Here is a 25,499-nt window from a genome sequence, read left to right as displayed (position 1 = left end):
GGCCGTCGGCGGGGGCTACGCCTCGCCGCCGTCGTTGAACAGGAGCCTGTGCGCGAGCCGGCGCGATGTTGCCACATGTGCCTCGGCCAGCGCACGGGCTCCTTCGGCGTCCCCGGACGCGATGGCCTGGGCGATCTCGCTGTGTTCCCCGCAGATGATGCTGGGGTCGTCGTTCTGCTTGAACAGCCAGTTGAGGCGGTTGCGCAGGGGCTCCAACAGGGTGGCCAGCAGCGAGTTGTGCGTCATCTGGATCAGCACCTCGTGGAACTCCGCGTTGTAGCGGCGCACGAGGTCTCCGTTGCCGGACTTCAGCGCCGACTGCTCCTTCTCGACGACGCGCAGCAGCTTCGCGCGCTCCTCGGGGCTGCCGTGCCTGAGCGCGAGCTCGACCTCCTGCACCTCGAGCGCCTCGCGCAGTTCGAAGATCTCGCGCAGGTCCTCGGGGACCAACTCGGTCACCACGGCGCCGCGCCGTGGCTGCAGCGTGATGAAGCCCTCGGTCTTCAACCCCGCCAGGGCCTCGCGCACCGGGATGCGTGAGATGCCCAGCTCCTCGGAGAGCTCGCGCTCCTTGATCCGGTAGCCGGGCTGGTAGGTGCCGGTGGTGATGCGTTCACGGATCACGTCGCGGGCGCGCTCCGCCAGCGAGCGCTGCGTCAGCCCGAGATTCTCGTCCCCCGTCGTGGTCATCGCTCGATTATGGCACTACCTTGCCCGTTTGCGCGGTCTCGGGATGAGCGGTTGACGAGGTATCGAGCACGACGCTGCGCCCGCCCCTGTCGTCCAGGCGCTCGGGCGCGGGAATGGGTGCCGCGGTGAGGTAGTCGTAGAGGCCCCGTTCGACGGGCTGGTCGAGGCGCAGGTCCATCGTCACGACGGGGAGCCTGTCGCCGGTGGGCATGGTCTCCTCGTGAGCGTTGTGCGCAGTGACGGTGCCCAGGTAGAGGTAGTCGGAGCCCTCGGCGTCGTCACGCTTCACGAACAGGTGCGGCTCGACGTCGTGCTCGACGATGCGCCGCACCTCGTTGCTGCGCAGGGTGCGCCTGCTGCGAGTGAACCAGCGCATCGTGGACTCGTCGACGAACTCGTCACCGTACGCCACGGAGGACTCCACGTCGTCGGCCTTGTGGTAGGTCACGAAGATGGGGCAGGTGCCCGAGAAGTCGTCGACCTTGTACCCGTAGAGCGTGGACGTCTCGTCGCCGCGGAAGCCCAGCAGCCGACAGGCGTCCTTGCGCGAGTAGCGCCTGCCCGGGCGCAGCTCCTGTGCCCAGCCGTGCCGGTGCCGGGCCAGGAACAGGCCGGTGTCGATCACGTCCGTGGCGTGCGCGCGGAAGGTGGGGTGGTCCCATTCGGCGGCGAGCTCCGCGCCGAGCGTCAGCACGCCGTCGGCCTCCACCGCGAGGGGCAGGTAGCCGGGCCTGGTCTTGGCAGGGAAGAAGTCGAGCGTGAGCAGGCTGACGGCGCTGCGCACGACGTCGGCTGCCGTGGTGCAGTGGTGTGCGTGCAGCAGGCTGACGATGTCGTCTGGGGTGAGCTTCCCCCGTTCGAGGAGTGCCTGGAGCAGCAGGAGTTCGTGGGGGCGCTTGCCGTTGAGCAGTTCGAGGCTGAGCAGGTTGAGCAGCCTGCCCTGACGCGGCGTGGGGGGCGCGAGCTTCGCGAACTTGGCGAGCAGCTGCCAATAGTTGCTCTCCCTGGTTGCCAGCACGACGGGGTCCGCGGTGTCGAAGCGGGCGAAGTCGAGCAGCCTCGGCTCTGCCCCGACCCGGTTGCGCATCTCGGTGTAGGCGGCCTTGAGCGCCACCATGGAGTCGAGCCTCACCCGGTCGATGGCCCTGAACACCTGGTCGCGTGCGACGGCGTCGAAGTTCACGCTCGACAGCCCGGCGATGGAGCCGGCCTCCTCCGCCTCGATGAGGTTCTGGCGGACCGAATCCTTGGACAGGCTGGTGTCGCCGAACAACGCGACGGGCACCAGGTAGTTGTTGGCGTAGTTGCCGATGAAGTCGATGACGACGAGGTAGTCCTTGCCCGCCGCCTTCCGCAGCCCGCGGCCCAACTGCTGCGTGAACACGATCGCCGACTGCGTCTGGCGCAGCATCACCACCTGGTTGATGGCCGGGATGTCGATGCCCTCGTTGAAGATGTCGACGGTGAGGAGGTAGTCGAGTTCGCCACGCTCCAGCCGCGCCACGGCCTCCTCGCGCACCGGTACCGGGTCCTTGCCCGACAGCGCCACGGTGCGCAGGGGCCGGCCGCGCAACGTGCGTTGGTTGAGGATCTGCGCCAGCTGGGCGGCCTCCTCGTTGCGCGAGCAGAAGACCAGCCCGCGCACCGGCACCCCTGCCTGGCCGTAGCGCTCCACGGCGGCGAGGACGTGGTCGACGCGCTCGGTGGACACGAGGCGCGAGAGGCTGGTCATGTCGTCGATGACCTCACCGTCGCCGGTGACGTAGTCGGTGACGCCGTAGTAGTGGAAGGGGGCCAGCATGTCGGCCTCGAGGGCCTTCTGCAGCCGGATCTCGTAGGCCACGTTGTAGTCGAACAGCTCGAAGATGTTGAAGCCGTCGGTGCGCTCCGGGGTGGCGGTGATGCCCAGGAGGAAGCGGGGCGCGAGGTGGTCGAGGACGCGGCGGTAGCCGTCGGCGCCTGCGCGGTGCACCTCGTCGATGAGGACGTAGTCGAAGGCGTCGGGCGCGATGCGGGCCAGGTTCGTGGTCAGCGACTGGACGGTGGCGAACACGTAGCGGCGGTCGATCTCGTGGCGCCCGCCGGCGAGCTTGCCGAAGTCGCCTGCGGGGGCGCCGAGCACGCGCCTGAACTCGGCGATGGCCTTGTCGAGGATCTGTTCGCGGTGCACCACGAACAGCATCCGTTCGGGTTGGGCGGTGCGCACGTCGAGGGCCGCGAGGATGGTCTTGCCGGTGCCGGTGGCCGACACGACGAGGGCGCGACGCTCGCCGCGGGAGCGCACCAGGTCGATCTCCGCCAGGGCCTCCACCTGCATCGAGTTGGCCACCACCTCGACGGCGGGCCACCCCTCCACGATGGGGTGCGGCGTGGCCGGGGCCGACGGTGGCCGCCACGTGCGGCGGTAGGCGTCGACCCAGGCGCGGGTGAGGGGCACGGCGCGGGCGCGCTGGCGTTCCACCGCCGCCTCGAGCTGGTGCACGATGTCGCCGTCGGCCATCGCGGAGAACCGCAGGTTCCACTCATGGTTGCGCAGCAACGCCGACTCGGTGAGGTTCGAGCTGCCGACGATCGCCGTCGAGCTGTGCTGCTGCCGGAAGACGTAGCCCTTGGCGTGGAAGCCCTCGGAGGTGCCGTCGAGGAGGAGCACCTCGATGTCGCGCAGGTTCAGCAGCTCCTCGAACGCCGCGGGCGAGTTGAAGCCGAGGTAGGTGGACGTGATGATGGTGCCGCGGCCGGGGAAGTCGAGCAGCGCCTGCTTCAGCGCGGCGATGGCGCCCGACGTGACGAACGCGACGGAGAACACGAAGCTGTCGGCGCGCCGCAGCTCGTGGCGGATCGTCCGCAGCATGGTGTCACGGCCGTCGTTGACGATCAGCCGGGGGTGGTGCAGGCGCGGCGAGGGGTGGGTGTGGTCGACGAACCCGAACGTGAGGTCGCGGCCGTAGGCCGCGGCTAGCTCCATCGGCTACGGGCCTCGACGATCATCTCGACGGCCGGCACGTCAGCGGGGGCCCACTCCAACCCGGCCAGTTCGTCCGCATCCACCCAGCGCACCTCGGCGTGCTCGGTGGGCTCGGGTTCACCGTCGACGATGCGGCACCAGTACGTGCTCAGGTCCACCAGCCCGAAGGAGTACTGGTGTTCGGTGCGGGTGAGGAAGTCGCCCACCTCGACGGTGCAGCCGAGCTCCTCGTCGATCTCGCGGCGCAGCGTCTCCTGCGGCGTCTCGCCGGGTTCGATCTTCCCGCCGGGGAACTCCCAGAGCCCCGGCAGCGACATCGCCTCGCTGCGTCGCGCCGCCAGGATGCGTCCGTCCCGCACGGAGACCGCACCCACCACCGTGATCCGCTTGCCCACTTTTTCCGTCCCCTCCCAAGTCGGGACCAGGTTATCGCCGGCGCCGGCGGCTGACCAGCTCGACACCCGGCCATGAGGAAGGCCCCGCCCGGAAGAACCGGACGGGGCCTGCAGGCTGATCTGGGATCAGTCGTCGGCGTCTTCGCGCTTGTCCACCACGAGGGTCTCGGTGGTGAGCAGCAGCGAGGCGATGGACGCGGCGTTGGCGAGCGCGGAACGCGTCACCTTGACCGGGTCGATCACGCCGTTGGCGACGAGGTCCTGGTATTCGCCGACCTTGGCGTTGTAGCCATGGCCGACCTCCATCTCGGCGACCTTGGTGGTGATGACGTAGCCAGACTCGCCACCGTTCTCGGCGATCCAGCGCAGCGGCTCGACGAGGGACTTGGCCACGACGTCGACACCGGCGCGCTCGTCGCCTTCGAGGCCCAGGCCATCGGCCAGCACGGAGCCGGCGTGGATGAGGGCGGAGCCGCCACCGGCGACGATGCCCTCCTCGATGGCCGCACGGGTGGCCGAGACGGCGTCCTCGATGCGGTGCTTCTTCTCCTTCAGCTCCACCTCGGTGGCGGCGCCGACCTGGATCACGCACACACCACCGGCGAGCTTCGCGACGCGCTCCTGGAGCTTCTCGCGGTCCCAGTCGGAGTCGGTGCGCTCGATCTCGGCGCGCAGCTGCGCGACGCGGCCGTCGACCTCGGACGAGTCACCAGCGCCGTCGACGATGGTGGTGGCGTCCTTGGTGACGACGACGCGGCGGGCGCGGCCGAGGACCTCGAGGCCCACCTGGTCGAGCTTCAGGCCGACCTCGGGGGCGACGACCTGGCCGCCGGTGAGGATCGCGATGTCCTCGAGCATGGCCTTGCGGCGGTCGCCGAAGGCGGGGGCCTTGACGGCGACGGAGGTGAAGGTGCCGCGGATCTTGTTGACCACGAGCGTCGAGAGGGCTTCGCCGTCGACGTCCTCGGCCACGATGAACAGCGTGCCCTTGGCCGCGATGACCTTCTCCAGCAGCGGGAGCAGCTCGTTCATCGACGAGATCTTGCCGCTGTGGATGAGGATGTACGGGTCCTCGAGCACGGCCTCCATGCGGTCGGTGTCGGTGACGAAGTACGGCGACAGGTAGCCCTTGTCGAACTGCATGCCCTCGGTGAACTCGAGTTCGGTGCCGAAGGTCTGCGACTCGTCGACGGTGATGACACCGTCCTTGCCGACCTTGTCGAACGCCTCGGCGATCAGGTCGCCGATCTGCTCGTCGCGGGAGGAGATGGTGGCCACCGACGCCATCTCGGCGGTGGTGTCGACCACGCGGGCGTTCTCACGCAGGCGCTCGACGACGGCCTCGACGGCCTTGTCCATGCCGCGCTTGAGCCCGACCGGGTTGATCCCGGCGGCGACGGCGCGCAGGCCGGCGTGGACCATGGCCTGGGCGAGCACGGTTGCGGTGGTGGTGCCGTCACCGGCGACGTCGTTGGTCTTGGTGGCGACTTCCTTGGCCAGCTGGGCGCCGAGGTCCTCGTAGGGATCGTCGAGTTCGACCTCCTTGGCGACGGTCACGCCGTCGTTGGTGATGGTCGGGGCGCCCCACTTCTGGTCGAGGACGACGTAGCGGCCCTTGGGGCCGAGCGTCACCTTGACGGTGTTGGCGAGGACGTCGACGCCACGCTCGAGCGCGCGGCGGGCTTCCTCGTCGAAAGCAAGAATCTTTGCCATGGGTTTCCTAAATCTTCTCGGGGGTCAACGGGGGCTGCCCCCGTTCGTTAATCTTCTCGGGGGTCAACGGGGGCTTGCCCCCGTTCGTTACTTGGAGACGACGGCGAGGATGTCGCGGGCGTTGAGCAGCAGGTACTCGTTGCCGTCGTACTTCACCTCGGTGCCGCCGTACTTCGAGAAGATGACAACGTCGCCCTCAGCGACGTCGAGCGGGATGCGGTTGCCCTTGTCGTCGATGCGGCCGGGGCCGGTGGCGATGACCTTGCCCTCCTGCGGCTTCTCCTTGGCGGTGTCGGGGATGAAGAGGCCCGACTGGGTCTGCTGGGTGGCCTCGAGGGGCTGGATCAGGATGCGGTCCTCGAGAGGCTTGATCGTGGTTGCCACGCCAAACACCTTCCTTTGTGTTCTCCGGCCGGGGGCCGGCTGAGATGTCTTCTTCTGTTGGACCCGGGCGTCGTCGCGGTGCCGCCTAGGCAGTTGGCACCCGAGGGTGTCGAGTGCCAGTGCCCAAACTATCGCGGGTTTAGCACTCAATCAAGCCGAGTGCCAGCACGGGTCGGGTGGGTTGCGGTGGGCGCCGTGAGCAACCAAACGGAGGGCGAATGTGCCGTGACCCCATCCCATCACTCACGGCACCGCCCCAGCGAGCCGGATTTGAACACTGTTAAGCTGCGATTGAACACTGTTCAAACGCGAAGGAGCACCCGTGGACCTGTACACCCTGGCGGAGAAGGCCATCGCCGACGGCGGCATCTCCCCCGACGAAGCCCTGGCCGTCCTGCAACTGCCGGACGAGCGCACCTACGAGCTCGTGGCAGCAGCCGGGCGCGTGCGCCGACACTTCCACGGCGTGGCCACCAAGGTGAACTACCTCGTCAACCTGAAGTCGGGCAAGTGCCCCGAGGACTGCTTCTACTGCTCACAGCGACTCGGCTCGGAAGCCGACATCCTCCGCTACACCTGGCTCACGCACGAGGACGCCCTCGCCGCCGCCAGGGCGGGGATCCGCGCCGGCGCCGGGCGCGTGTGCCTCGTGGCCTCCGGGCGGGGCCCGTCGAACCGTGACGTCGAGCGTGTCTCCAGGATCGTCGAGGACCTCAAGGACGAGAACCCCGCCGTCGAGGTGTGCGCCTGCCTGGGCATCCTCAAGGACGGACAGGCCGAGAAGTTGGCCGCCGTCGGGACTGACGCCTACAACCACAACCTCAACACCGCAGAGTCCCACTACGACAACATCTGCACCACCCACGACTACGACGACCGCCGCGACACCGTCCAGCACGCCCGCGAGCACGGGCTCTCGGCGTGCTCCGGCCTCATCGCCGGCATGGGCGAGACCGACGAGCAACTGGTGGAGGTGGCGTTGCAACTCAAGGAGATCGGCGCCGACTCCGTGCCCGTCAACTTCCTCATGCCCTTCGACGGCACGCCCCTCGAGGGCCACCACGAGCTCACGCCCCACACGTGCCTGCGCATCCTCGCGATGATCCGCTTCGTGCACGGAGCCGCCGACGTGCGCGTCTCGGCAGGGCGCGAGCAGCACCTGCGCTCCCTGCAGCCGCTCAGCCTCGAGATCTGCAACTCGCTGTTCCTCGGCGACTACCTCACCTCCGAGGGCCAGGCCGGGACACAGGATCTCGGGATGCTGGCCGACGGTGGCTATACCATCTACGGCTCCGACCACCGCCTCACCGCGACTGCGCCGGAGACGGTGACCCGTCGTCGGGGCGCGGGGACGGAGGTTGCCGCGAACGCGTGACCCGCTGGATGGCATCGACCACCACGGCGGTGCCCCAAGGCTGGGTATCGAGGGCACGCTGTGTGGTCAGGCCCTCATTGAGGGCATCGAGGATGCGTGCTGTGCGGGCGTCGAACTGCCGTTCGAGCGCCGCGCGACTGCGTCCCATCCACCGGTGGCACAGTTCCCGGAACTCGGGTCGACGTGCGGCCAGGGCATACAACTCGTGCGTGAGGATGAGGTCGCGCTGGCTGTCGAAGACATCCTCCGTGGTGATGCGGAGCATCGCCTCAATCGCCTCCTCGAAGGTCGTGGCCGCGTGCATGCGTCGCTCGAAGTGGGCGGCCTCCTGGATCGAAAACCGCTCGAATGCCAGGTACAGCAACTCGTCGATGCCTTCGAAGTGATAGGTCATCGACCCCAGGGGCACGTCGGCGGCCGCCGCCACCCTCCGGTGCGAGGCGCCGGCCACTCCGTGTTCCGCGATCACGTCGAGACACGCGTCGATGATCCGATCGCGACGCTCGGGGTCGTGACGCCGCGCCACGTCACAACTCCCTGATGACCCTGGCGGGATTTCCCGCAACGACGATCCCAGGGGGCACGTCCTTCGTCACCACGGACCCCGCGCCCACGATGGAGTTCTCCCCGATCGTCACGCCGGGCAGGACGATGACACCACCCCCGAGCCACACGTTGTCCTCCAACGTGATGGGCGAGCCGGACTCCCACTTGTCGCGGCGCGGGCCGGGCTCGATGGGGTGCCACGGCGTGAGCAACTGCACGTTCGGCCCGATCTGGCAGTCCGCACCGATCCTGATCACGGCGACGTCCAGCGCCGTCAGATTGCAGTTGATGAAGGTGCGCGCACCGATGTGCAGGAACTCGCCGTAATCCACGCTGAGGGGCGGGCGGACGAACGCATCGTCACCCAGCGTCCCCACCAGGTCGGCGAGGATCCCACGGGCGCCAGACTCGCCCGCGACGAAGGCGCGGTGATAGGCGTCAGCCAGTTCCACGGCGCGACGACTGCGCTGCGCCATGTGCGGGTCCTCGGCGATGTACAACTCCCCATCGACCATGCGTTGCCAGTTGCTCTTCCCAGTCATTTTGCCAGCCTAGACCATCATGCGTACGATCGTACGCATGACATCCCGCATCCCGCCTGACGTGAAGGCCGCACGCGCCGCCGTCAACGCCATGTTCTTCACCAACGGCGCGATCGTGGCCAACCTCATGCCCCGCTACCCCGAGATCAAGGACGCGCTGGGCCTGGGCAACACCGTCTACGGGTTCGCGGTGGCGGCCATGCCGGTGGGCGCGATCGTCGCCGGGCTGGCCGCGGCCTGGTTCATCCGACGGTTCACTTCCGCCCGGGTCGCGACCTGCGGCACCATGCTGGCCAGCCTGCTGGTGGTCGCGGCCGGCGTGGCGCCGTCGTTGGCGCTGTTCGCGGGTGCCCTGTTCGCCGTCGGGGCCGCGGACGCCATCATCGACGTCGCCCAGAACGCCCACGGCCTGCGGGTGCAACGCCGCTACGGGCAGTCCATCATCAACTCGTTCCACGCCTTCTGGTCCATGGGCGCCGTGGCCGGCGGCCTCATGGCCGCCGGTGCCATCGCGCTGCGGCTCCCGCTCGCCGTGCACCTGCCGATCTCGGCAGTCATCTTCACCGTCGTCGCCGTCCTCGCGCAGCGCAACGCCCTGCCCGGCCACGACGGCGACGAGCGGGCGGTCGCCGACCCCGCCGAAGTCGCCGACAAGGTCCGACGCGGCGTCAGCCCGCGCACCATCGCGGTGCTGGCCGCCCTGTCACTGATCTGCATCGCGGGCAGCGTGGTGGAGGACCTGGGCAGTTCCTGGGCCACCCTCTACCTCCAGACGCTGGGCACCCCGGGCGCGCTCGCGGCGTTCGGTTTCGTGTCGCTGGTGGGCGCCCAATTCGTGGGCCGCATCCTGGGCGACCGGATGGTCGACCGCTGGGGCGAGCGCGGCGTCGCCCGCTTCGGCGGCCTGCTCATCGCCGTCGGCATGGGGTTGGCGTTGGCGTGGCCCAGCGTGCCGGGCACCGTGCTCGGCTTCGCCGCGGCCGGCTTCGGGTGCGCCACGTTCGTGCCTGCCGCGATGCACGCCGCCGACAATCTGCCGGGGCTCCGCGCCGGCACCGGCCTGACCATCGTGTCGTGGCTGCTGCGCGTGGGGTTCCTGGTCTCACCGCCCATCGTCGGTGCCGTCGCCGACAACGTCTCGCTGCGCATGGGCCTGCTGATCGTGCCGGTGGCCGGGCTCCTGGTGGTGTTCCTGGCGTCCGTGCTGCAGGGCCGACGGGCCGCTACCGCTGGGCAGTGATGGTGTAGGTCAACGGCACCAGCAGCCGCTGGTGCTCGGGAAGCTCGTACGCGCCGCCGTCGCTGCGCAGCACCATCTGCGGCAGCGCCTCCCACGGGAGGTGGATCCCCTCCGCCATGCCCGTGATCGTCAGGCCCGCGCCGATCAGCGCAGTGATGATCTCCGAGATGGGGTGCGGCCAGTCGTAGGTGCGCACGTTGGTGAGCTTGTCGTCGCTGGCGTAGGTGTCCTCGTCGTCCCACGCCTCGGAGGTGCCGTCGGCCAGCGCCCGATAGCGCACGACCAGTTCGCCGTCGGTGCGCTCATCGTCCAGGGCGAACATGGCGGGGTGGCCGTCGCGGATGTAGAAGGTGCCGCCCGGGCGCAGCAACGTTGCGATGCTGCGGGCCCAGGCGTCGAGGTCGCGGAACCAGGTGACGGTGCCGATCGAGGTGTAGACGACGTCGAAGCGGCCCGGCACGTTGTCCCCGGCGTGCTGCACGTCGGTCTCGATGAAGGTGCCCTCGGCCCCTGCGGAATCGAACAGGCGTCGGGCGGCGGCCAGGCTGGCCGTGGAGAAGTCGGCTCCGGTGACGCGGGCGCCGAGCCGCGCCAGCGAGAGCGTGTCGGTGCCGATGTGGCACTGGAGGTGCAGCAGGTCGAGCCCCTCGAGCGGGAGCCTGGACTCCGGGTCGCGGCCGAGCGCTCGCGCCAGCGGTTCCCTGTCGTCGGTCACGACCGACGACAACTTCGAGGAATCAGCCGCGTACTGCGCCAGGTCGTACGACGCGGAAGCGGCGTGCAGCGGCGCCCGCTCGTCCCAGTTGGCCCGGTTGGCTTCACGGACCTGTTCGTCGCTGACCTCGACGTCTCCGACCTTGCTCATGCGGGCCAGCCTAGGGGTTTTCGACACGCTCGCAGAGCTCGCGGCTCAACCAGCGTGTCCCCAGAGGTCGCGGCTCAACCAGCGTCGCGCGACACCTGCCATCCGACGCTGTGGCCACCGTCGTAGGGGATCACGCCGTGGAACTGCGGGCCACCGTCGAAGACCAGGGGCAGGAAGTGCCTGTCGCCGTCCCACATCGGCAGCTCCATCATGGTGGCCACGTCGTGCCAGGCCAGCGTGCCTTCTGCGTTGCTGTCCGGGATGGTACCCGTGAAGCCGGTGACGAGGAACACGAAGCCGAACACGTCGCGCCCGTTGAAACCGGGCCAAGCCACGGTGCCGCGCAGCTCCATCTCGGTGACCTCGACGTTGGCCTCCTCGCGCAGTTCGCGGCGCATCGCCTCGGCGACGTCCTCGCCCCGCTCCACCTTGCCGCCCAGGCCGTTGTACTTGCCCAGCTGCTCGTCGTGCGATCGCGCCACCCGGTGGCACAGCAGCACCCGGCTGCGGTCCGGCGTCGTGAGGTAGCCGAGCGTCGTCAGCTCCGGGGAGAAGGCCATGGTCAGATTCTCCTACACACCAGCGCCCGAGTGCCCTCCACCGTGCGCGCCAGGATGAGCGTGGCCGCGCCGGGACCCTTGGGCTTGAGCTGCCTGCGCAGCGCTGCCGGGTCCACCTCGATGCCGCGCTTCTTGATCTCCAACGTGCCGACGGCGTGCTCCCGCACCCAGGACCGCAGCCGCTTGACGTCGTGGTCCAGGACCTCCAGCACCTCGAAGCAGGTGACGTACGGCGACTTCACCGGCTCGTCGCAGGACAGGTAGGCGACGTGGGGATCAAGCAGCCACAGGTCGCGGCCCGGTTCGACGGCGTCGATCAGCCCGGCGCGGATGACCGCGCCGTCGGGCTCGAGCACGTAGCTGCCCACGGGTCGCGCCTCGAGCTGCCTGCGCCCCTCGGCGGTGAGTTCGAGTTGCCCGGTCCCATCCAGCACGACGGCGCGCGGCCCCGCCGGCAGCCGGTTCCACAGCGACGCCTCCACCACGTCGCCACGATGGCTCACGAAGCACGACTGCACCCCGCCCGGGATCAACTCCTTCGGCACGCCCGGGCCCAGCTTGACGCCCACGAACCGCTCCGACGCCAGGTGGCCCAGCACGAAGTCCCACGACGGCGTGAAGTCGGCCACGTTCCACGTGCGGCCACGCGCGGTGCGGCGGGCCGGGTCGAGGAACACCGCGGCGCCGCGCGGGACCTCCACGTCCTCGGCCGCACCGACGATGACCTCACCGCCGCCCACCAGGTTCAGGTTGTGCTGCGCGACTGCAGCAGTCTCCGCGTCGAGCTCCACCCCGACGACGCGCAGCCCGGCTGCAGCGAACGCCATGGCGTCTGCCCCGATGCCGCAGCCGAGGTCCCACACCTCGGTCACGCCCGCCGCCACGAACCGTTCCGCCCGCCAACGGGCCACCGGCTCGCGCGAGGCCTGCTCCAGCCCGGCCGGGGTGAACAGCATCTCCCCGGCGCGTTCGAACTTGGCCCCGCCCTTGCGGCGCAGGCCGGCCTGGGTCAGGGCCCACGCCACGTCGTCGGGGGCGAAACGGGCACGAAGCCGCTCCCCCGCCTTCAGCGACGAGGGATCGGCTTCGTGCATCGCCGCGTCCAGCGCGGCCAGGCGCTCAGTGCTGGTCATGTCGTGACACCCTGGGCATGGCCACTCGGTGGGATACGCCCAGCGTCCTTCGACCAGCCGCGAACGACCCGCCCAGGACACGCTGCGGGCTCACTTCTCGAAGTCGAGCTCTCGGGTGTCGAGTTCCACGATCTCGTCGCCCAGCTCCTTCAGCAGGGCGTGCCTGGCGGCCCGCCGCTCCCGCTGCTCGATCGGGTCCGGCACCGGGGCCGCGGCCAGCAGGCGCTTGGTGTATTCCTGCTGCGGGTTCAGCAACACCTGCTCACGGGTGCCGGCCTCGACGATCTTGCCGTACTGCATCACGACGACGCGGTGCGCCAGGGAGTCGATGACGGCCAGGTCGTGCGAGATGAACAGGCACGCGAAGCCGAACTCCTTCTGCAGCGTGGTGAACATCGCCAGCACCGACGCCTGCACCGACACGTCGAGCGCCGAGGTGGGCTCGTCGGCGATCAGGAGATCCGGGTTCAACGCCAAGGCCCGCGCGATCGACACGCGCTGGCGCTGGCCACCGGAGAGCTCATGCGGGTAGCGGTTGAAGGCGGAGCGCGGCAGTTGGACTGCCTCGAGCAGTTCGTGCACGCGGGCCTCGCGCGACTTCCGGTCCCCCACCTTGTGCACCTCGAGCGGCTCGGAGATGACGCCACCGACGGGGAACCGCGGGTTCAGCGACGCGGCCGGGTCCTGGAAGATCACGCCGATCCGCTTGCGCAGCTGGCGCATCTCGCTGCCCTTCATCGACAGCAGGTCCTCGCCCAGCACCTTGACCTGGCCCGAGTGCGACGGGATGAGGCCGAGCAGCGCCCGGCCGATCGTCGACTTGCCGGAGCCGGACTCGCCCACGAGGCCGACGATCTCGCCACGGCGCACGTCGAACGACACGTCGTCGACGGCGCGGAACGGCTTCTTGCCGGTGCGGTGGTACTCGACGACGAGGTTGCTCACCTCGAGCGCCGCCTCGGCCGTCTCGGCCACGGGGTTGGGGGCCTCGCCGAACTGCCCGGGGCCGTCGCCCAGGTGCGGGACGGCGGCGAGCAGCTTCTTGGTGTACGGGTGCTGCGGGTGGAGCAGCACCTGCTCGACCGGGCCGCGCTCCACGATGTTGCCCTTGAACATCACCGCGACGTTGTCGGCCATGTCCGCCACCACGCCCATGTTGTGCGTGATGAGCAGGATGCCGGTGTTCAGCTTGTCCTTCAGCGAGCGCAGCAGGTCGAGGATCTCGGCCTGCACGGTCACGTCGAGGGCGGTGGTGGGCTCGTCGGCGATGATCACCTCGGGGTCGCAGGCCAGCGCCATGGCGATGACGACGCGCTGGCGCATGCCGCCGGACAGCTCGTGCGGGAACTGGTTGACGCGGCGCTCGGCGCCGGGGATGCCCACGGCCTTGAGCAGTTCGATGGCGCGGTTCCACGCCTGGCGCCCGTAGGCGACGCCGTGGACCTCCATCGACTCGATGAGCTGGTCACCGATCTTGATGACGGGGTTCAGCGCCGTCATGGGCTCCTGGAAGACCATCGCCACGCTCTTGCCGCGGACCTTGCGCAGGTCTCGGGCGCTGAGGTTGTTGATGGGCCGGTCCGCCACGCGGGTCTCGCCCTGGATGCGGGCGGTCTTCGGCAGCAGGCCGAGCGCCGTCGTCGCGGACACGGACTTGCCGGAGCCCGATTCGCCCACGAGCGCCATGACCTCGCCGGGCTCGACGGACAGCGTGAGGCCCTTGACGGCGTGGACGGTGCCGAACTCGGTGCGGAACCGCACGTCGAGGTCGTCGAACTTGAGGACGGGGTTCTCGCCGTGGAACCGCTGGCCGGAGTACTGGTTGTCAGTCGTCGTCATGAATCAGTCCATCTGCTGGCGGGGATCGAAGGCGTCGCGGAGACCGTCACCGATGAAGTTGACGCACAGCGCGATCGTGAGGATGAAGATGCCCGGCCACCAGAACAGCCACGGGCGGGTGGTCAGCGCGTTCTGGAACTCGCTGACCAGCAGGCCGAGCGACGTGTTCGGGGCCTTGACGCCGAAGCCGAGGAACGACAGGGCGGTCTCGAGCAGGATGGCCGACGAGATGAGCAGCGTCGCGTTGACGACGATGGTGCCCAGCGCGTTGGGGAGGATGTGGCGCACGACGATGCGCGGCGCAGGGGTGCCGACGGCGCGGGCGGCGGCCACGAACTCACGCTCGCGCAGCGACAGCACCTCGCCGCGCACCAGGCGGGCCAGGCCGGTCCACGACACCAGGCCGAGGACGAGCGCGAGCAGGAAGATGCTGGCGCCTGCCATGCGGCCCAGCACGGCGGCCAGCACCAGCGTCGGGATGATGATGAACAGGTCGGTCATGCGCATCAGCAGCGTCTCGGCGATGCCGCGGTAGTAGCCGGCGACGGCACCGACGGCGGTGCCGATGAACGTGGCCAGCAGGCCCACCATGAAGGCGATGAACAGCGACTGCTGCGCGCCCTGCATCACCAGCGCGAAGTAGTCCTTGCCGATGGTGTCCTGCCCGAACGGGTGCTCACCGATCTGGAAGGGCCACAGCTGGAGCGTCGGCTGGCCGCCGTTGACCGGCGGGTACGGGGTCATGAAGTCCTTGTCCCACCAGCCGGGCAGCGGCCCCACACCGATCGAGGTGTAGGCCAGCAGGACGACGAGGATGAGGACGGTCAGGGCGATCATGGCGCCCTTGTGTCGGAAGAAGCGCCGGCGGACCAGCTGGCCCTGCGAGTACGACCGGGTGTTGGTGGTCTCGACGTCGTCCTCGATGGAGAAGGCGTCGCCCTCGATCTGCAGCGGGGTGCGGTTCGGATCCTGGGTCATTTCTGCAATCTCCTTAGCGCGCGATCCGCGGGTCGAGGAAGGCGTAGGCGATGTCGGCCAACATGTTCATCAACACGGCAGCGGTGCCGGTGACGAGGAAGAAGGCCATGACCGGCGCCGGGTCCACTTCGTTGAGGCCGACGTTGAAGAGTTGCCCCATGCCCTGCCAGCCGAACACCGTCTCGGTGATGACGGCGCCGCCGATGAGGCCGGCGAAGTCGAAGGCGACGATCGTGGCCAGCGGGATGAGCGAGTTGCGGAACGCGTGCTTGGTGATCACCTTGCGCTCGGAGATGCCCTTCGAGCGGGCGGTACGGATGTAGTCCTGGTTCAGCACGTCGAGCATCGACGCGCGGGTGTAGCGCGTGTATGCGGCGATCGACACGAGCGTCAGCACGACGGTGGGCAGTGCCAGGTGCGTGAGGTTGTCGATGGCGTGGTTCCAGAACGTCGAGTCGTAGTTCGGGGTCTGTGAGCCGATCGTCGGGATGGGGCGCGGCTGGTCCTTGAGGTACTTGGACCAGTTGCTGAGCAGCAGGTCGCCCATGGCGAGCAGCGAGGCGAGCACTGCCCAGAGGAACGAGGAGGTCATGGCCTGCTTGCGGGAGAATCCGCCGAAGACCCAGCCGCTCACCAGCGCGATGGCGATGCCGACCAGGAGGCAGATGGCCAGGAGGACCCAGGACGGGTTCGTCATGAGCGTGCCACGCATCAACCCGTAGCCGACGATCCCGATGACTGCGGTGGTGCCCACGGCGTTGCGGACGTGCTTGTTGCCGAAGCCGGCCGTCATGCCGATGATCAGTGCGGCGAGCGCGAGCGCGACGACGGCGAAGATCGGCAGGCCGATCGACGGGCGGCGGAACCAGGTCACGGCGTCGAAGTAGAACAGCGCACCGCCGAACACGACGAAGGCGACGGCGAAGTTGATGAGCCGGCGCTTCCATTCACCACCGATGGCCGCCATCAGGATGAAGGCGGCGACCGCAGCGACGATCACCATGGTCCATGGACTGAATTGCGCCTCCTTGATCCAGTTGTTGAACTCGATGGCGGCGTAGTGCTTCAGCAGCACGGCGAACCAGAACACGGGCAGCGAGAAGAAGACGAAGGCCATGAACGTCACGGCGTAGTCGAAGCCGGAGTACTGGCGGATGGCGGTGACGATGCCGAGCGTCACGCCGATGATGATCGCCAGCAGCGTGGCGAGGACGACCAGGCGCAGCGTCGAGCCTGCCGCCGTCACGACCATGGCGTTGACGGATTGCCCTTTGCGGTCGAGGCCAAGTTCACACTGTCCGATGAGGCACTTGGAGGCACCTGTGAGCCAGTCCCAGTAGCGCTCGTACCACGGCTTGTTGAGCCCCATGTAGTTGATGCGTTGTGCGATCAGGTTGTCACGGTTCGGTGCATTGGATTCTCGGAGGTCTGACAGTGGGTCGCCCGAGTTGATCGTGAGCACGAACAACAACAGCGAGCCGAGCAGCAGAACGAGGATTGAGATCCCCAAGCGCTTGGCGATGTATCTGATCACAGGTATGCGTTCCTTACAGGTTTTTCGGAGTTGAACTCGCGCATGTCCAAACTCTGGCGCGCTGAGTCTACGCCACACGCGTCATTTGGCAACGGAAGGGGGCAGGTGACTCCGGGAAGTCACCTGCCCCCTCACGTGTTCAGCGGCTAGGCACTGACCTCAGGAGGTCAGCTGTTCAGCCACTGCGGCGCGTTCCAGGAGATCTGGTCCTGCGTCGCGGTGGCGCGAACGTTCTGCAGCGTCGAATCGTAGGCCGCGATGCCGGGGTGGGCGTACAGCGGGATGCCGTACAGCGTGTCCCACAGGCCCTTCTCGATCTTCTTCGTGGCCTCGACCTGCGTCTCACGGTCGAGGGTGGAGGCGAGCTCCTCCCAGGCCGCGTCGACGTCGGCGTTGCTGTACTCGCCGTAGTTCTGGCCCTTGCCGGTGGCGTAGATGTTCTGGCCCGAGGCGATCTGGCCGGAGCCGGCCCACGCGAACAGGGCAACCTCGTAGTCACCGTTGGGCAGCGCCACGTCGAAGAAGTCGGCGGCGTTGGTGTCGATGACGTTGAAGCCGGCCTGGTCACACGAGGCCTTGATCGCGGCGACGGTGTCGGTGCGGCGCTGGTTGCCCGCGCGGTAGCCGATGCGGATGTCGATCGGGGTCGAGACGCCGGAAGCTGCGACGAGCTCCTTGGACTTCTCGATGTCGACGGCGTCGTACTCGCCACCGTAGGAGGCGTCAACGACTTCCTGGTAGTCGTCCTGGAACGGGAAGACCTCGCGGGCGTTCATGACCACGGTGTCGGGGCTGATCGGCTTGATCAGCTGGTCGACGATCTGCTGGCGCGGCACGCAGTAGGCGAAGGCCTGGCGCAGCTCGAGGCCACCGTTGGCGTCAGCGAAGGCGCTGGAGTCACGGAAGTTGAAGTCGAGGTGCTCCCAGGTCAGCGAGGAGAAGGTGTCGACCTTCACCGCGTCGCCGATGGCGTCGAGCTGGCCGACGAGGTCGACGGTGCCCTGCGGCTGGATGACCTGGACGTCACCGTTCTGCAGCGACTGCACCTGCTGTGCGTCGTCGATGAAGCGGAAGATCAGGTTCCTCGTGGCGGGCGGGGTACCGAAGTAGTCCTCGTTGGCCTCGAGGGTCAGCGACTGACCGGCGGTCCAGCCGCCTTCCTTCAGCTTGTAGGGGCCGGACGAGGGGACGTCCGACAGGTCGGCCGGCAGTTCGCCCGGGTTGTAGGCCCAGCCGGTGTTCCAGAACTCGGCAGCCTTCTTGATGGTCTCGGCGTCACGGTCGAGGACGGCCTGGGCCAGTTCCTCGGGGGTCACGCCGGCGTGCTTGGCGATGACGTGGGCCGGCAGTGCCGAGCCGACGACGAGCTTGTAGTCCGGGTACGGGCTGCTGTACTTGACCGTGAAGGTCTTCGAGCCGACCTCACCCTGCGGGCCCTCGGGCACGTACTGGGCGAAGGAGCTCGAGACGTGCTCGAACACGACCGGAGCCTCGGGGTTCTCACCGCTGGCGTAGCCGGGGACGAGGAACTCGGGGTTCTGGGCCGCCCAGTCCATCAGGTAGTCGTTGATGGTGACGGGGGTGCCGTCGGACCAGGTCGCGTCGTCGTTGATCGTGTACTGGACCTCGAGCGGATCCTCGGAGAGCACCTCGTAGGAACCGAAGTCCTTGTTGTCACAGATGGTGCCATCGGTGCCGAAGTAGACGAAGCTCGAGAACATGTGCGCGGCCACGGCCGAGTTGTACGTCGAGTAGGTCTTGAACGTGATCGAGTTGTAGCCGCTCCAGTCGCCGGGGCCCGCGGTGTAGCGGACTTCGCCGTCCTGGGTCGCGGTGATGCCGACGTCCTGGAGGCAGGCTGCCGGGTTCTCGGAGCCGGAGCCCGAAGCGGACTCGGAGGGCTCCGCGCTGGCGGTGTCCGTGGGGCTTTCAGAACCCGTCGCGGCGGTGGTCTCGCCGGCCGGCGGGGTGTCCGTCTCGTCGGGGCTGGTGCAAGCGCTGAGCAGCAGCGCGCCGCTGAGCATGACTGCCAGCGAGGCGGTGGTTCGCCTGAACTTCATTGATTCTCCTTGTCGTAGGACGACACTCGTGGGCCCCACGCAGAGGACCCAACTTAGTGCTGGTGACCTTATCGACAATTAAGTGCGTGACGGAAGAAACGCACGATCTTTGACACCAGATCGTTACCAGTTTGTGTCCATTTGGTGTCTTGCCTTGTCCCGCAATCTTTGAACGAGAAGAAATTCGGCCTTATCAGACCGCGATCCTGCTGACCGGCAGGCCGGAGTGCGCCGAAATGTCCAATCCCGAGGGTTCGATGCCCGCCCGGATGACCTCACTGGCCACCGCGGCGATCATGGCGCCGTTGTCGGTGCACAGCCCGGGCCGGGGCCGGCGCAACTCGATGCCGACGGCGTTGGCGCGCTCCTCGAGCAGCGTGCGCAGCCGGGAGTTGGCGGCCACACCCCCGCCCAGCAGGATGGTGCCGACGCCGTACTCCTGCGCGGCAGCCGCCGTCTTGGCGGTCAGCACGTCGCACACGGACTCCTGGAACGACGCCGCGACGTCTGCGACGGGGATGTGCCCGCCGTCGAGGCGCCGCTGCTCCACCCAGCGGGCGACGGCGGTCTTGAGGCCGGAGAACGAGAAGTCGTAGCGGTGCTTCTCCAGGTCGTGGCGCGCGGTCAGGCCGCGCGGGAAGCGGATGGCGTTGGGGTCGCCCTCCTGCGCGAGCTTGTCGATCACCGGCCCGCCCGGATAGGACAGGCCCAGGATGCGCGCCACCTTGTCGTAGGCCTCGCCGGCCGCGTCGTCGATGGTGGCACCGATCTCGGTGATCTTCGTGGCGATGTCCTCGACGTGCAGCAGGGACGTGTGGCCGCCGGAGACCAGCAGGGCGATCGACGGCATGGGCAGCGCGCCGTGGTCGAGGAGGTCGACGGCGACGTGGCCCACGAGGTGGTTGACGCCGTAGAGCGGTTTGCCGAGGTAGGCGGCCAGCGCCTTCGCCGATGCCAGCCCGACCACCAGCGCGCCCATCAGGCCGGGGCCGGCCGTGACGGCGATGGCGTCGACGTCGGCCAGGTCGATCTCGGCCTTCTCGGCGGCCCGCTCGATGGTGGGGATCAGCGCGGAGAGGTGGGCCCGGCTGGCGACCTCAGGCACGACGCCGCCGAAGCGGACGTGGAGGTCCACCGAACTGGCGACCTCATTGGCGAGCAGCGTGTGGCCGCGGACGATGCCGACGCCCGTCTCGTCGCACGACGATTCGAGGCCCAGTACCAGCGGTTCAGTCATCGAGTGCCTCCATGTCCCACATGCCGACGGAATCGACGTCGACGCCTTCGAGTGGCCGCTCCAGGATGAGCGCGTCCCTGCCCGGGGCGTAGTAGTCGCGGCGGGTCGCCACCTGGCGGAACCCGTAGCCACGGTACAACGCGATGGCGGGGACATTGGTGTTGTCGACCTCGAGCAGCACACGGCTGGCGCCCTGCTCGATGGCCCACTGCAGCCCGGCGACGAGCATGACGCGGGCGAAGCCCAGCCGTCGTTCCTCGGGCGCGACGACGATGCGGTGCAGGTCGACGACCTCGTCGACGTGCTGGAAGCAGGCGACGCCCACGACCTGCCCCTCGCTCTGGCGGGCGATCAGGACCAAGCGGCCCGAGCCGACCAGTTCGTCGTGCCAGGACTGCTCCGACCAGACGCGCCGCTCGAAGTTCGCCTCGAGGGCGAGGATGGCGGGCAGGTCGTCGAGCGTGGCGATGTCGACGTTCATCGGCGCGCTCGCAGGCGCGGCAGCGCCGACTTGGGCTTGCCCGGCACGGTCGCGTCCGCAGCGCGTAGGTAGTACGGCTCGTCCCCGGCGGGCGCGAGCGAGGCCCAGCGGGCGGCGAGGACGGCGGGGTCCAGCGCATCGGGCCCCTGGATGTGGAGGAACTCGTGGTACTCGGCCGGGACCGCCCCGGCGACGGGCAGGTCCGGCAGTTCGGTGGGGGCGCTGACCTGCGGCTCCCCCAGGCGGTTGCCCTCGGCGTCGTAGGTGGCCCAGTACAGCTCCTTGCGCCGCGCGTCGGCCGCGACGACGAACGCGGGCGTGCCCTTCGACGCGTCACCCCCTGCCGCGGGGACGGCCAGGACGCGTTGGAGCGCGACGACGTCGAGCGAGCACACCCCGTGCACCGGCTTGTGGCCAGCCAGCGCCAGCGTCCACGCGGTCGCGATGCCGACGCGCAGGCCCGTGAACGGCCCCGGCCCCATGCCGACGGCGAACTCGTCGACGTCGGTCAGCGCGATGCCGGCCTGCGCACAGGCCTCGAGCACCGACGGCATGAGCGCCTCGGCGTGGGCGCGGGTGTCGTCGACGATCACGCGGGCGACGGGTTCACCGTCGCGCGCGATGCCGACCGCCACCACGTGGCTGGTGTCGATTCCCACGGTCCAGGTCATGCGTGCTCCCTCAACGGCTCCAGGGCGCCGGCCCAGCGGGGGCCGGTGCCGGCGAGATAGACGGTGCGCTCCTCGGTGTCGATGCCGCGCACGATGTCGATCTCGAGGCGGGACTCGGCCAACCACTCGGCCAGGCCGGAACCCCATTCGACGATCGTGACGGCCTCGGACAGCGACGCGTCTAGGTCGATGTCGGCGAGCTCTGCGGCGCCGCCGAGGCGGTAGGCGTCCACGTGCACCAGGGCCGGGCCGTCGGAGGGGTGCGGATGGACGCGCGAGATGACGAACGTGGGCGAGATGATCGGCCCGATGACGCCGAGGCCCTCGCCGATGCCCTGCGTCAGCGTGGTCTTGCCGGCGCCGAGGTCGCCCGTGGCGACGATCACGTCGCCCTTGCGCAGCAGCGCGGCGAGCCTGACGCCGAGCTCACGCATGGCGTCGGCCGTGGGGACCTCGATGATGACGGGCAGGTCGCGGCCCATGGTGTGGCCGTGCGGGACGTCGCCCAGGACCTCGAAGCCGTGGTCCCTCCACCACTGCACGATCTCCGGGAACTCCACCCGCGCCAGGATCTCCACACGTCGGGCGCCCAGGTCGACGGCGAGGGTCAGCGCGCTCTGCACGATCATCCTGGCCATGCCCCTGCCCGCGTACTCGGGCAGCACCGAGACGCGCCGGAGGGTGGCGACGTCGCCGTCGAGCTCGATGAGGAGCCCTGCCACGATGTGGCCGTGGGCCTCCCCCACGACGCCGGAGCCGGTGGTGAGCGCGTGCTCGATGTCGGCCACGGTGTCGGTGAGGGCGTCCGCGGGCGGGTCCACCGGGCGACGCGCCGAGAAAGCCGCCCGGATCACGTGCAGCAGTTCGGCGGCGTCGGCCGGTTCGGCCACCCGCAGTTCGAGGTCAGATGTCATAGCGGGAAAATACTAATCCCTGACAATCACCAACGCTTGCGTCCACGGCCTCCGCCGCGGTATCCGCCACGGCCGCCGCGCGGGCCGTCAGGACGGCGGCGCTGCTGCTGCTTCGGCGCGATGAGGGCCAGGTAGTCGGCCTCCTCGATCGGGGTGCCGCTGACCGGGCGGGCGCCGGTGGCCTCGCGCAGTTCGGGCGAGCCCGGCTCCACGTCGAGGCCCTCGGCGTGCACGCCGGCCTGGCCGAGCAGGCGCTTGGCCATCTTGCGCTGGTGCGGCAGCACGATGGTCGCGACGACGCCCTCGCTCCCGGCGCGCGCCGTGCGGCCTGCGCGGTGGAGGTAGTCCTTGGAGTCGCGCGGCGGGTCGACCTGCAGCACGAGCGACACGTCGTCGACGTGGATGCCGCGGGCCGCGACGTCGGTGGCGACCAGCACGGGCACGGTGCCCTCGCGGAAGGCCGCGAGGATGCGGGCGCGCGCGCCCTGCGTCAGGCCGCCGTGCAGCGCACCAGCCATGACGCCGGCCTCACGGAGCTGGCCGGCGATGCGGTCGGTGCCCATCTGCGTGCGGGCGAACAGCACGGTGCGGCCGTCGCGGTTGGCGATCTCCGCCGTGACCTGGTTCTTGTGGTGCGGCTTCACCAGCATGGGGCGGTGCACCATGGTGGTCACCGACGCCTTCCCCGAGTCGACCTCGTGGGTGACGGGCTCCGAGAGGTACTTGCGCACCAGCGAACCGACGGCGTCGTCCAGCGTGGCGGAGAACAGCAGCCGCTGCCCGCCCTCAGGGGTGGCGTCGAGGATGGTGCGCACCTCGGTGAGGAAGCCCATGTCGGCCATGTGGTCCGCCTCGTCGAGGACGGTGATCTCGACCTGGCTGAGGTCTGCCGCGCCCTGTTCGATCAGGTCGATGAGGCGGCCGGGGGTGGCCACGACGACGTCCACGCCGCGGGCGAAGGCCTTCAGCTGCGGGCCGTAGCTCATGCCACCGGCGATGAGCGTCAGGTCGATGCCGACGGTGGCCGCCAGCGGCGACAGGTTGTCGGCGATCTGCAGCGCCAGCTCACGGGTGGGGGTCAGGATGACCGCCCGCGGCGCGCCGACCGGGGAACCGGCGGCGAGGCGGGTGAGCATCGGCAGCCCGAACGCGAGCGTCTTGCCCGAGCCGGTGCGGCCGCGACCGAGCACGTCGCGCCCGGCGATGGCGTCGCGGATGGTCGCCTGCTGGATGGGGAACGGCTCGGTGATGCCCTGCGCGGCGAGCACCCGGACGAGCTGCTCGTCGACCCCGAGCTCGAGGAAGCCGGACGTGATCTCGCCCTGCACACCCTCCGTCGTGGTGGCCTCCCAGCTCATCTGGTCGGCTTCCACCTCGAAGTCCTGCTCGCGGCGGTCGCGGTCACGTTCGAACGGGCGGCGGCGGTCCTCATGGCCGCGCGGCTCGTAGGAGTGGCGCTGCTCGAAGGGCTTGCGGTGCGGGCGCTCGCCGTAGGAGTCGCTGCGGCGGCCGTCGCGCTCGAAGCGCGGGCGGCGGTCGTCGCGGTCCGAGCGGTCGTCACGACGGCGGTCGTCACGGTCGAAACGCGGGCGACGGTCGTCGCGGGCGAAGCGGTCGTCACGACGGCGGTCGTCGCGGTCGAAACGCGGGCGACGGTCGTCGCGGTCGAAGCGATCATCACGACGGCGATCGTCACGGTCGAAACGCGGCCGACGGTCGTCACGATCAGAGCGGTCGTCACGACGGCGATCGTCGCGCTCGAAACGCGGCCGGCGCTCGTCACGGGAGAACCGGTCGTCGCGGCGGGGGCGCTCGCCCCAGCCGTTCGAGCGGCGGTCGTCGCGGCGCTCGTCGTCGCGGCGCTCCTCGCGGGGCGCCTGGTTGTCATTGCGGTCGGCGAACTGCATCGCCCGACGCTGCTTGCGGTTCAGCGGTGCGGAGTCGTCGCGGCGTTCCGGACGGCCGCCGCGACGCTGGGGGTTGAGGCCCTTGGCGGAGCGCTTTTCAGCGGACCACCGAGCCTTGCGCTTCGGTGAAGACATGGTGTTGTGCCCTTCGAGGGGTAAATGCGCTCAGGGATTGGGTCCACCTGAGACTGGACTGCCCGCTCATCGGAAAATCTGGCGCTTGGGCGCCAGCGTGGCGCTAAGGGCGCCGTATCGGGCCTGTCGAGCTTACACCAAGTGCGCCGTCGACACCATTTCGCCGGTCAGTGCCCCGTTCAGGCGACGAGGTGACCGCCGCGCACCGACATCCGGATGGCCTTGTTGTAGTGGCCCACCAGCTCGGCGCACACCGTGCTCCAGGTGCGACCGAGCACCGATTCGCGGGCCGCGGCACCGAAGGCCTGGCGCTTGGCGTCGTCGCCGATGAGGTCTGCCACGTGGCCGCGCATCGCGGCGAGGTCACCCGGGCGGTACAGCCAGCCGGTGCGGGACTGGTCCACGAGGTCGATGGGGCCGCCACGGTGCGGCGCGACGATCGGCAGGCCGGAGGCCTTCGCCTCCTGGATGGCCTGGCAGAAGGTCTCGAGGTCACCGGTGTGCACGAACAGGTCGAGGCTGGCCAGCGCGGTGGGCAGGTCCTCGCCGGTGAGCTGGCCGGTGAACACCGCGTTGGGCAGCGTTGCCTCGAGCTGTGCCCGCAGCGGGCCGTCGCCGATGATCACGATGCGCGTGCCGGGCAGCGCGGCCACGGCCGCAAGGTCCTCCACGCGCTTCTCGGAGGCGAGGCGACCCATGAAGCCGATCAGCCGCTCGCCGTTGGGCGCGTACCGGGCGCGGAACTCGGCGCTGCGCTTGGCCGGGTCGAAGCGCACGGAATCGACGCCGCGGCCCCACACGCCCACGCGCGGGATGCCCTGCTCGACCAGCTGGTCACGGGCGAAGGTGGAGGGTGCGAAGTTGAGCGACGCGAGCGAGTGCACCTGGCGCAGGTGGTGCCAGAACACCGGCTCGAGCGACGGGACGCCGTAGCGCGCCGCGTACGTCGGGATCTCCGTCTGGTAGATGCCCACCATGGGGATGCCCAGCTTCGCCGCGACCGAGGCGGCCTTGTAGCCGACGATGAACGGTGCGGCGAGATGGACCACGTCGGGGCGGAAGTTCGTGAGGATGCGCTCGATGTTGAAGCTGGTGGTGGTCACCACGCGCACGACGTCGTAGCCGGGCAGCCCGATCGAGTTGACCTGCACGACGGGGAAGCCGAGGTAGTCCTTGGGCGTCCTGCCGCCGTCGGCCGGTGCGATGACCATCGCGTCATGCCCGTTCGCCTTCAGATGCTCCAACACCCGAAGGACGGAGTTGGTGACCCCGTTGATGTTCGGGAGAAAAGATTCTGCGACGATCGCGACTCTCACAGCACCAGAATACTCACGA

At 69.1% G+C, this 25,499-nt stretch carries 22 protein-coding genes and 1 pseudogene; 3 read left to right on the top strand and 20 right to left on the bottom strand.

The genetic code is table 11. The features are described from left to right. Positions 1-15: 15 nt before the first annotated feature. From ABEA30_RS07045 to groES, 5 genes are all read right to left on the bottom strand, one after another. Positions 16-690, bottom strand: a complete 675-nt coding sequence (locus ABEA30_RS07045) for a GntR family transcriptional regulator (protein WP_345581064.1) — start codon at positions 688-690, stop codon at positions 16-18. A 7-nt stretch (positions 691-697) separates the two neighbouring features. Continuing rightward, positions 698-3,655, bottom strand: a complete 2,958-nt coding sequence (locus ABEA30_RS07040; protein WP_345581061.1) for a DEAD/DEAH box helicase — start codon at positions 3,653-3,655, stop codon at positions 698-700. Continuing rightward, on the bottom strand, positions 3,646-4,050 hold the full coding sequence (locus ABEA30_RS07035; protein WP_345581058.1) for a (deoxy)nucleoside triphosphate pyrophosphohydrolase: 405 nt from the start codon (positions 4,048-4,050) through the stop codon (positions 3,646-3,648). The genes ABEA30_RS07040 and ABEA30_RS07035 overlap by 10 nt, the downstream gene beginning before the upstream one ends. A 126-nt stretch (positions 4,051-4,176) precedes the next feature. Then, positions 4,177-5,763 carry a chaperonin GroEL gene (gene groL, locus ABEA30_RS07030; protein WP_345581055.1) on the bottom strand — a complete coding sequence of 529 codons (1,587 nt, stop codon included), beginning with the start codon at positions 5,761-5,763 and terminating at the stop codon, positions 4,177-4,179. An 87-nt stretch (positions 5,764-5,850) separates the two neighbouring features. Beyond that, positions 5,851-6,147: a co-chaperone GroES gene (gene groES, locus ABEA30_RS07025; protein WP_076059623.1), complete on the bottom strand. Its 297-nt coding sequence runs from the start codon at positions 6,145-6,147 to the stop codon at positions 5,851-5,853. Positions 6,148-6,469: 322 nt separating this feature from the next. Here groES and bioB point away from each other — a divergent pair, with 322 nt between their 5' ends. Next, the gene (bioB, locus tag ABEA30_RS07020) at positions 6,470-7,522 is read left to right on the top strand and encodes a biotin synthase BioB (protein WP_345581045.1); all 1,053 of its coding nucleotides are present in this window, start codon (positions 6,470-6,472) and stop codon (positions 7,520-7,522) included. Here the strand turns inward: bioB and ABEA30_RS07015 are convergent. Together ABEA30_RS07015 and ABEA30_RS07010 are read right to left on the bottom strand one after the other, a co-directional pair. Continuing rightward, complete coding sequence (locus tag ABEA30_RS07015; protein WP_345581042.1) at positions 7,452-8,048, bottom strand: TetR/AcrR family transcriptional regulator; 597 nt, start codon at positions 8,046-8,048, stop codon at positions 7,452-7,454. The genes bioB and ABEA30_RS07015 overlap by 71 nt on opposite strands. A gap of 1 nt (position 8,049) precedes the next feature. Next, positions 8,050-8,610, bottom strand: a complete 561-nt coding sequence (locus tag ABEA30_RS07010) for a sugar O-acetyltransferase (RefSeq protein ID WP_345581039.1) — start codon at positions 8,608-8,610, stop codon at positions 8,050-8,052. 37 nt (positions 8,611-8,647) lie between these two features. Between ABEA30_RS07010 and ABEA30_RS07005 the strand changes: the two genes are divergently transcribed. Further along, entirely contained in the window at positions 8,648-9,850 is a 1,203-nt protein-coding gene (locus ABEA30_RS07005; protein WP_345581036.1) for an MFS transporter, read from the top strand. Here the strand turns inward: ABEA30_RS07005 and ABEA30_RS07000 are convergent. The 12 genes and pseudogenes from ABEA30_RS07000 to ABEA30_RS06945 all read right to left on the bottom strand — a co-directional run. Then, on the bottom strand, positions 9,834-10,715 hold the full coding sequence (locus ABEA30_RS07000; protein WP_345581033.1) for a class I SAM-dependent methyltransferase: 882 nt from the start codon (positions 10,713-10,715) through the stop codon (positions 9,834-9,836). The two genes, ABEA30_RS07005 and ABEA30_RS07000, sit on opposite strands and share 17 nt — an antisense overlap. Before the next feature lie 74 nt (positions 10,716-10,789). Then, on the bottom strand, positions 10,790-11,275 hold the full coding sequence (locus tag ABEA30_RS06995; RefSeq protein WP_345581030.1) for an NUDIX hydrolase: 486 nt from the start codon (positions 11,273-11,275) through the stop codon (positions 10,790-10,792). A 2-nt stretch (positions 11,276-11,277) separates the two neighbouring features. Continuing rightward, the gene (locus ABEA30_RS06990; RefSeq protein WP_345581027.1) at positions 11,278-12,408 is read right to left on the bottom strand and encodes a class I SAM-dependent methyltransferase; all 1,131 of its coding nucleotides are present in this window, start codon (positions 12,406-12,408) and stop codon (positions 11,278-11,280) included. Positions 12,409-12,498: 90 nt separating this feature from the next. After that, a complete protein-coding gene (locus tag ABEA30_RS06985) occupies positions 12,499-14,247 on the bottom strand; it encodes an ABC transporter ATP-binding protein (RefSeq protein ID WP_345581024.1) in 1,749 nt (582 codons plus the stop codon). Between the two features lie 3 nt (positions 14,248-14,250). Next, the gene (locus tag ABEA30_RS06980) at positions 14,251-15,225 is read right to left on the bottom strand and encodes an ABC transporter permease (RefSeq protein WP_345581021.1); all 975 of its coding nucleotides are present in this window, start codon (positions 15,223-15,225) and stop codon (positions 14,251-14,253) included. Between the two features lie 13 nt (positions 15,226-15,238). After that, a complete protein-coding gene (locus ABEA30_RS06975; RefSeq protein ID WP_345581018.1) occupies positions 15,239-16,759 on the bottom strand; it encodes an ABC transporter permease in 1,521 nt (506 codons plus the stop codon). A 167-nt stretch (positions 16,760-16,926) separates the two neighbouring features. After that, positions 16,927-18,819 carry an ABC transporter family substrate-binding protein gene (locus tag ABEA30_RS06970; RefSeq protein WP_345581015.1) on the bottom strand — a complete coding sequence of 631 codons (1,893 nt, stop codon included), beginning with the start codon at positions 18,817-18,819 and terminating at the stop codon, positions 16,927-16,929. Between the two features lie 193 nt (positions 18,820-19,012). Next, a complete protein-coding gene (gene tsaD / locus ABEA30_RS06965; protein WP_345581012.1) occupies positions 19,013-20,056 on the bottom strand; it encodes a tRNA (adenosine(37)-N6)-threonylcarbamoyltransferase complex transferase subunit TsaD in 1,044 nt (347 codons plus the stop codon). Continuing rightward, the gene (locus ABEA30_RS06960) at positions 20,049-20,537 is read right to left on the bottom strand and encodes a GNAT family N-acetyltransferase (protein WP_345581009.1); all 489 of its coding nucleotides are present in this window, start codon (positions 20,535-20,537) and stop codon (positions 20,049-20,051) included. The genes tsaD and ABEA30_RS06960 overlap by 8 nt, the downstream gene beginning before the upstream one ends. After that, entirely contained in the window at positions 20,534-21,208 is a 675-nt protein-coding gene (tsaB, locus tag ABEA30_RS06955) for a tRNA (adenosine(37)-N6)-threonylcarbamoyltransferase complex dimerization subunit type 1 TsaB (protein WP_345581007.1), read from the bottom strand. Before tsaB ends, ABEA30_RS06960 begins: the two co-directional genes overlap by 4 nt. After that, positions 21,205-22,122, bottom strand: a complete 918-nt coding sequence (tsaE, locus tag ABEA30_RS06950; RefSeq protein ID WP_345581004.1) for a tRNA (adenosine(37)-N6)-threonylcarbamoyltransferase complex ATPase subunit type 1 TsaE — start codon at positions 22,120-22,122, stop codon at positions 21,205-21,207. Before tsaE ends, tsaB begins: the two co-directional genes overlap by 4 nt. Before the next feature lie 41 nt (positions 22,123-22,163). Then, positions 22,164-23,480 (bottom strand): annotated as a pseudogene (locus ABEA30_RS06945) (DEAD/DEAH box helicase); the annotation flags it as partial. Between the two features lie 72 nt (positions 23,481-23,552). Between ABEA30_RS06945 and ABEA30_RS06940 the strand changes: the two are divergent. Next, complete coding sequence (locus ABEA30_RS06940) at positions 23,553-24,158, top strand: hypothetical protein (RefSeq protein WP_345581001.1); 606 nt, start codon at positions 23,553-23,555, stop codon at positions 24,156-24,158. A gap of 185 nt (positions 24,159-24,343) precedes the next feature. Here the strand turns inward: ABEA30_RS06940 and ABEA30_RS06935 are convergent, their stop codons facing one another. After that, entirely contained in the window at positions 24,344-25,480 is a 1,137-nt protein-coding gene (locus ABEA30_RS06935) for a glycosyltransferase family 4 protein (RefSeq protein ID WP_345580998.1), read from the bottom strand. Positions 25,481-25,499: the final 19 nt, after the last annotated feature.

The organism is Tessaracoccus lubricantis (assembly GCF_039544535.1).
Classification (GTDB): Bacteria; Actinomycetota; Actinomycetes; order Propionibacteriales; family Propionibacteriaceae; genus Arachnia; species Arachnia lubricantis.
Note: the sequence above shows the minus strand (reverse complement) of the source record. Positions and strands in the feature narration are given on the sequence as shown.

Coding starts and splice junctions, on each gene's coding strand:
- ABEA30_RS07045 (WP_345581064.1), bottom strand. CDS start 690: ATGACCACGACGGGGGACGAGAATCTCGGGCTGACGCAGCGCTCGCTG.
- ABEA30_RS07040 (WP_345581061.1), bottom strand. CDS start 3,655: ATGGAGCTAGCCGCGGCCTACGGCCGCGACCTCACGTTCGGGTTCGTC.
- groL (WP_345581055.1), bottom strand. CDS start 5,763: ATGGCAAAGATTCTTGCTTTCGACGAGGAAGCCCGCCGCGCGCTCGAG.
- ABEA30_RS07010 (WP_345581039.1), bottom strand. CDS start 8,610: ATGACTGGGAAGAGCAACTGGCAACGCATGGTCGATGGGGAGTTGTAC.
- ABEA30_RS07005 (WP_345581036.1), top strand. CDS start 8,648: ATGACATCCCGCATCCCGCCTGACGTGAAGGCCGCACGCGCCGCCGTC.
- ABEA30_RS07000 (WP_345581033.1), bottom strand. CDS start 10,715: ATGAGCAAGGTCGGAGACGTCGAGGTCAGCGACGAACAGGTCCGTGAA.
- ABEA30_RS06995 (WP_345581030.1), bottom strand. CDS start 11,275: ATGGCCTTCTCCCCGGAGCTGACGACGCTCGGCTACCTCACGACGCCG.
- ABEA30_RS06990 (WP_345581027.1), bottom strand. CDS start 12,408: ATGACCAGCACTGAGCGCCTGGCCGCGCTGGACGCGGCGATGCACGAA.
- ABEA30_RS06985 (WP_345581024.1), bottom strand. CDS start 14,247: ATGACGACGACTGACAACCAGTACTCCGGCCAGCGGTTCCACGGCGAG.
- ABEA30_RS06980 (WP_345581021.1), bottom strand. CDS start 15,225: ATGACCCAGGATCCGAACCGCACCCCGCTGCAGATCGAGGGCGACGCC.
- ABEA30_RS06970 (WP_345581015.1), bottom strand. CDS start 18,819: ATGAAGTTCAGGCGAACCACCGCCTCGCTGGCAGTCATGCTCAGCGGC.
- tsaD (WP_345581012.1), bottom strand. CDS start 20,056: ATGACTGAACCGCTGGTACTGGGCCTCGAATCGTCGTGCGACGAGACG.
- ABEA30_RS06960 (WP_345581009.1), bottom strand. CDS start 20,537: ATGAACGTCGACATCGCCACGCTCGACGACCTGCCCGCCATCCTCGCC.
- tsaB (WP_345581007.1), bottom strand. CDS start 21,208: ATGACCTGGACCGTGGGAATCGACACCAGCCACGTGGTGGCGGTCGGC.
- tsaE (WP_345581004.1), bottom strand. CDS start 22,122: ATGACATCTGACCTCGAACTGCGGGTGGCCGAACCGGCCGACGCCGCC.
- ABEA30_RS06940 (WP_345581001.1), top strand. CDS start 23,553: ATGGCCGCGCGGCTCGTAGGAGTGGCGCTGCTCGAAGGGCTTGCGGTG.